Here is a 6,689-nt window from a genome sequence, read left to right on the forward strand (position 1 = left end):
GAGTGCATTTAGGGGTAGGTAGCAGTCTGAGGATCAGAGGCGCGGCATGCGGGGGCGAATGATGAGGGAGGATAGTAGGTAAGATGAATTTAAGTAATGCCTAAAAACGGCAAAAAGCGTCGCCTGACGGGTTTAGATCGTCGGATATTTGACGTTGACCAAGATATATCCAGGATTGTCACAGCGGACGCCTCGGGCCTGCCAAGGCGTCCGCATGAGTGGCACCTATGCTATCAACGCTCGCGCATGGCCTCGTCGCGACCCTTGATGATCGGCTTGAGCAGGTAGCTCATGATGGTTTTCTTGCCGGTCTTGATGTCAACGGTCGCCACCATTCCGGGAATGATCAGCAGCGGATTGGCATCGGTGCCGAGGTGGCTGCGCTCAGTGCGAAGCCGGATGGGGTAGTACGTGGTCTTCTTGTCTTCGTCGGTGATGGTGTCGACGCCGATCTGCTCCAGTGTGGCTTTCAGACCGCCATAGATGGTGTAGTCATAGGCGGTGAACTTGACGGTCGCCTCCTGGCCCGGATGCAGGAAGGCGATGTCCTTGGGCAGGATCTTCGCCTCGATGACCAGCGTGTCGTCCAGCGGAACGATCTCCACGATATCGCTGCCTGGCTGGATCACGCCGCCAATGGTGTTCACCAGCAGCTGCTTGACGATCCCGCGCACCGGCGAGGTCACCAAGGTGCGATTGACCCGGTCGTCCAGTGCCTTGCTGGTGGCGGTCGCCTTGTTCAGGTCGGTGCGCGCCTCATTGAGCTGAGTCAGTGCGTCACTGCGGAACTTGCCGCGGGTTTCCTCGATCTTGCTCTGGATCTCACGGGTTGCCGCCTCGGCGCGGGGAATGGCCAGGGCAGTTGCATCCAGCTCGCCGCGCAGCTCGACCTCGGAGCGGCGCAAGCGCAGGATCTCGACCGGCGACACCGCCCCCTTGGCCACCAGCGGCTCGGACATGCCGATCTCCTGGCGAAGCAGCTGCAGGCTGTTGGCGTATTGCGCGCGCTTGGAGCCGTACTCGCGCAGTTCTTGCTGACGCTGCACCAGCTGCTGTTGCAGGCCGCCGATCTCGTCCTGAAGCTGCTGGCGACGGCTCTGGTACAGCGATTCTTCGCTGGCAGCCTGATTGGGCGAGGTCTGGCGCAGTTTTTCGTCGATATTCAAAGCCCTGCCCTCGACCTCGGCACTCAGGCGCTCCACGCGCAAGGCCATGGATACTCGCTCGGCTTCGGTTTCACCCACGTTGGACACGAACCGGGTTTCGTCCAGACGCAGCAGCGGCTGGCCGACTTCGACCACCTCGCCTTCCTTGGCGAAAATCTGCGCAACGATACCGCCTTCGAGGTTCTGGATCTTCTGGATCTTCGACGACGGGATGGCCTTGCCCTCGCCTCGCGTCACCTCATCGATGGGCGCGAAACTGGCCCACAACACGAAGAAGACGAAGAACAGCAAAATGCCCCAGATGGTCAGACGCGCCACGCGCGGTGAGTCTTCGATGAGCGCCTTGTTGACCTCGGGCAGCGGTTGCCCGGCCAGCGAGCGCTTGCCTTTGAAGTACTCACGCAGACCGTTCTTGAACTGACCGACATCGAGCTTATGCGACACTGATCTGCCCCTTCTTCAGCGCATCCATGACAGCAGCTTTCGGGCCATCGGCCACCACGCTGCCGCGGTCGATGACGATCAACCGGTCCACCAGCGACAGCAACGACGCACGATGGGTGACCAGCAATACGGTGCGGCCTTCGATGACCGCCTGCAGCCGCTGTTTGAGCCGCTCTTCGCCGGTGTTGTCCATGGCGCTGGTGGGTTCGTCGAGCAGCAGGATCTGTGGGCTCAACAACAAGGCCCGACCCAGCGCGACGTTCTGCCGCTGACCGCCAGACAGGTTCTGGCCGCGCTCACCCACTTGCAGCTCGTAGCCGTCGGGGTGCAGCCGGGCAAATTCATGCACGCCAGAAAGCTCGGCGGCTTGCAGGATCAGTTCATCTTCGATGTAGCGCGCACCGCTGACGAGGTTGTCACGCAAGGTGCCAGCGAGCAGCTGAATGTCCTGTGGCACATAGCCGATGTTATGGCGCAGCTCGCTGACGTCGATCTGCCGGATGTCCACGCCATCGACCAGCAATGAGCCGCGATCGGCTTCATACAGGCCGACGATCAGCTTGGCCAGCGAGCTTTTGCCCGACCCGCTGCGACCGATGATGCCGACCTTCTCGCCGGGCCGGATCACCAGGTTGATGCCTTTGAGCGCCTGGTTCTGCTGGTTGGGGTAGGTGAAATCCACACCCCGGAACTCGATCGCCCCCTGCAGCACCTGGCGGCTGAGCGGGCGCTCTTCGAAATTGCGCTCCTGCGGCAGGCTCATCATCTGGTCGGTGGCAACCATGGTCACCTTGGCTTGCTGATAGCGCGCCAGCAGGCCGTTGAGCTGCCCCAACGGGCCCAGGGCGCGCCCGCTGAGCATGTAGCAGGCCACCAGGCCGCCCATGCTGAGGTCGCCAGCGATGATCAGGTACACCCCGACACAAATCATCGCCACCCCTGCCAGCTGCTGGATCAGCAGGGTGATGTTCATGGCCAGGCCGGAAAGCACCTTGACCCGCAGTTCCAGACGACTGAGGGTGCCCAGGGTCTGCTCCCAGAGGTACTGACGCTCGCTCTCGGCGTTGTTCACCTTGATTGCGTCGAGCCCGGCGAGCGTTTCGATCAGGCTGGACTGGCGCTCGGAGGCCAGAGCCATGGTGCGCTCCATGGTCGCCATCAGCGGCTTCTGCAGGGCATAGCCGATCCCCAGCGCCAAGGGAAAGGCCAGCACCGGAATCCACACCAGGTGCCCGCCAATGATCGCAATGACCATGAGGATCAGCAGTGTGAATGGCAGGTCGATCAGGCTGGTCAGCGTCAACGATGCCAGGAAATCACGTAGCCCCTGGAATTCATGGATGTTCTGCGCATAGCTGCCGACCCGCGCGGGCCGGTATTTCATGGCCATGCCGACGATACGTTCGAACAGCGTGGCGGAAATGATCAGGTCGGTTTTCTTGCCCGCCAGGTCCAGGCACAGGCTACGCAGGCCTTTGAGAATCAGGTCGAAGACGTAGGCACCGGCGATGCCTACCGCCAGCACCCAGAGGGTGGAGGTGGCCTGGTTGGGCACCACGCGGTCGTAGACGTTCATCACGAACAACGGCGCAGCCATGGCAATGATGTTGATGATCAGGCTGGCGGCAACCGCATCAGCGTAGAGCCACTTGCTGCGTAGCAGGGTGTCGCGGAACCAGGATTTGGTGCGTGGAATGAGGTTGCCATGATTGATGTCGTACTTGTGCTGCGGCTGGGCGAAAAACACCTTGCCGCTGTAATCGGCTTCCAGCGCTTCGCGGGGAATGTGCACTTCACCACCGTCGCTCTCGCTGAGCAGCAGGCGGGCGGTGTATTCGTTCTCCCACCCGAGCATCACTGCACTGCGGCCGTCCTTGAGCAAGAGCATGGCCGGCAACGCGATCTTCGGAATGTGCTCGAGTTTGCGCTGGAGCAGGCGCCCCTGGAGGCCTGCACGGGCAGCCGCACGTGGTAGCAGCTCCGGGCTCAGGCGCTGAGCCGGTAGCGGCAGGCCGGTGGTGAGCATGGCGCGGCTGGCGGGTTTCTGGTGCAGGACACACAACGTCAGCAGGCTGTCGAGCAGCGGGTCGTCGTGCTGACTGCGGGGGTCATGGCTGAGGTGCACTCGACTGACTTCGGATTCCACGCGGACGCTCTCTCCGTACTTGCGAAGTTCGACCAGACTGCGGCGTGGCCAGGACCGCGCTGCACAATCTGGCGTATTTGTGGGGCTGTCTTGCGCTATTCAGCGCTCATCCCGGGAGTTCGATTCACTGAAGGCAGCTTCGTACAGTGCAGACGGTTCGATTTACCTCATAGTTCAAAGCTCCGAGGCCACGGGTCGGCAACTAAGGTCCCGACACCTGTGACGCTCTGCAACGAACTTTGGGTACACTGGAAACGCACTATGAAATATTCGTCATGTAGTGCTGCAAGCCTAACCCCAGTTTGGCGGTATGCAAGGCGTTTTTTGCGCAATACGCGTGCTAAAGCGTGCGGCTTCCGGTTGACAGGCCATCAAAAAGTCATCACTGCATCATCATCGAGGTTATTGGCCTGTATCCCCCAGCGCAGAGAGGCTATTCTGGATTGCAGCAATTGTCAGACAATACTGCCAACTTCCCAATTAGACCCAGCTAACTATTCCAGAGCTACTAATACAAAAGTAGGAGTTGGCAGGGAGCTGATTTACGATATGTCATGTCACCAATTTGCGCGGAAATAATGCCTGGCCCGCGCAGACAGCAGCGACCCGCTTATTTAGTGCGTTAACCATAAATTCAGCAATTTCCGCGCCCCGCGGCATCGAGATTTCCCTCTGATTAATCGCGCGCCTGAACAGGCGCGAGGCTCGCAAGCCGTCAGAGGTGTCAACCGGAGAAAGTCCAATGAGCAGTGTCGTCGCCATCGTCAAGAGCATCGTGGGTCAGGTCATCGCAGTGTCCGCCGAAGGGGTTCGTCGGGTCCTGATCGAAGGCGACCGGATCTATGCCGGGGAGCAGATCCTGACCGGTGAAGCGGGCGCCGTGACGCTGGAATTTGCCGATGGCCGCATGCTCGATCTTGGCCGCGACACGCAATGGGGCGCTGTAGTGCCGGATCAGGCGGCTGAGCTTAGCGAAGCCACCGCGCAGTCGGCGCCGTCCGTGAAAGAGCTGCAGCAGGCGATCGCTGCAGGCCTCGATCCGACCACGGAACTCGAAGCGCCAGCGGCCGGCCAGACCGGCAGTCCGGGCGGGGCAGCCGGCGGCGGACACAGCTTCGTATTGCTGAGCGAGGTGGGCGGCGCAGTCGACCCGACCATTGGCTATCCGACTGAAGGGTTGCAGTCCGAGGCTGCCATCGAAAACCTCCGTACGGGTGGGCAGGACGACACCTCGGGCAACACCGCCGCAACGGCGGCCCTGAGCGTAGCGCTGAGTGCCACGCCCGCCATCAGTGAATCCGGCGGCGTCATCGTCTACACCGTCACAGCCAACCGCCCGCCGCTCGCTGACCTGAGCGTGACGCTCTCCAATGGCGCCGTCGTTGTCATCCCGGCCGGGCAAAGCCAAGGTACCGTCAACGTCGGTGTCGAGCCTGGCGATACCGTTTACATCGACGACCGTGACGTGTCGGCGACCATCGTGAGTGGCAGTGGCGGCGGCGCACCGGTACTGGCCGACACGACGCCAGCCGTGACCCAGATCGTCGATACCATCGACACCACGACCGTCAACCTGATTGCCACGCCCAGCGTCAACGAAGGCGGTGTGATCACCTATACCGCCACCTTGACCAACCCTGCACAGACGCCCGTGACCGTCACGTTGTCCAATGGCCAGACACTGGTGATCCAGGCCGGGCAGGCTACGGCCAGCGTCGAGGTGCCCGCACCGGCCAATGACGCCTATGCGAATCAGCCACCGGTGAACGTTAGCATCACGGGCGCGAGCGGCGGCAACTTCGAGAACCTGGTCGCCGATCCGACCCCTGCGGTCACCCAGATCAACGACGTGCCCGATACCACCACTGTGGCGCTGACCGCGACACCAACGGTCGCCGAGGGTGGCTCGATCGTTTACACCGCTACCTTGACCAACCCTGCTGGCTCGCCAGTGACTGTGACCTTGAACAACGGCCAGGTCATCACCATCGCTGCCAATCAGACGTCGGGTAGCGTTACCGTCGCAGCGCCTGCCGATGATCCGTATCTCGATGCCAGCCAGGTCAGTGCGCAGATCACCAGTGCGTCGGGTGGAAACTTCGAGAACCTGGCAGTCGATCCTGCGCCGGCGGTGACTGCGGTTACCGACACCATCGACACCACCACTGTCACGCTGACAGCTGCGCCTTCGGTGGTAGAGGGAGGTGTGATTACCTATACCGCTTCGGTTGGCGCGCCAGTAACTGGCTCGGCTGTTGTTGTCACATTGGCCAACGGTCAAAACATCACGATTGCCGTTGGTCAAAGTTCCGGCACCGTGAGTGTGGCGGTGGCTGACGATGCTTACCGCAATGCACCGGTTACTACGAATATCACCAGTGTGTCAGGTGGTAATTACGAGAATCTGGTTGCCAACCAGTCGCCGGTCACTACTGCTGTAACCGACGTACAGACCACTACGACAGTGTCCTTGGCGGCAACTCCGTCTGTGGCTGAAGGCGGTTCGATCGTTTACACCGCCACTCTGACCAATCCCGCTGGCTCGCCAGTGACTGTGACACTGAGCAATGGCCAGGTCATCACCATCGCTGCCAATCAGACGTCGGGTAGCGTTACTGTTGCTGCGCCTGCCGATGATCCGTACATCGACGCGGGTCGAGTCACTGCCCAAATCACCAATGCCACCGGTGGCAACTTCGAGAATCTGGTAGTCGACTCTGCGCCAGCGATTACAGCAGTTACCGACACTATCGATACCACCACCGTCACGTTGACGGCGGCACCGTCGGTTGCTGAAGGTGGCGTGATCACCTACACCGCTTCGGTGGGTGTTCCAGTCACTGGCTCGGCTGTTGTTGTCACATTGGCCAACGGCCAGAACATCACGATTGCAGTTGGTCAAAGCTCAGGGACCGTCAGCGTTCCGGTCAGCG

3 protein-coding genes are annotated in these 6,689 nt (G+C 61.1%); 1 reads left to right on the forward strand and 2 read right to left on the reverse strand.

The window, feature by feature from the left end; translation table 11 throughout:
- Positions 1-233: 233 nt before the first annotated feature.
- Complete coding sequence (locus RT028_RS06285) at positions 234-1,610, reverse strand: HlyD family type I secretion periplasmic adaptor subunit (protein WP_312933607.1); 1,377 nt, start codon at positions 1,608-1,610, stop codon at positions 234-236.
- Entirely contained in the window at positions 1,600-3,756 is a 2,157-nt protein-coding gene (locus RT028_RS06290; RefSeq protein WP_312933609.1) for a type I secretion system permease/ATPase, read from the reverse strand. Before RT028_RS06290 ends, RT028_RS06285 begins: the two co-directional genes overlap by 11 nt.
- 742 nt (positions 3,757-4,498) lie before the next feature.
- Between RT028_RS06290 and RT028_RS06295 the strand changes: the two genes are divergently transcribed.
- On the forward strand, positions 4,499-6,689 hold a 2,191-nt coding region (locus RT028_RS06295), incomplete at its 3' end, for a retention module-containing protein (protein WP_312933611.1).

The organism is Pseudomonas sp., assembly GCF_032058845.1.
In the GTDB taxonomy this organism is placed as follows: Bacteria; Pseudomonadota; Gammaproteobacteria; order Pseudomonadales; family Pseudomonadaceae; genus Aquipseudomonas.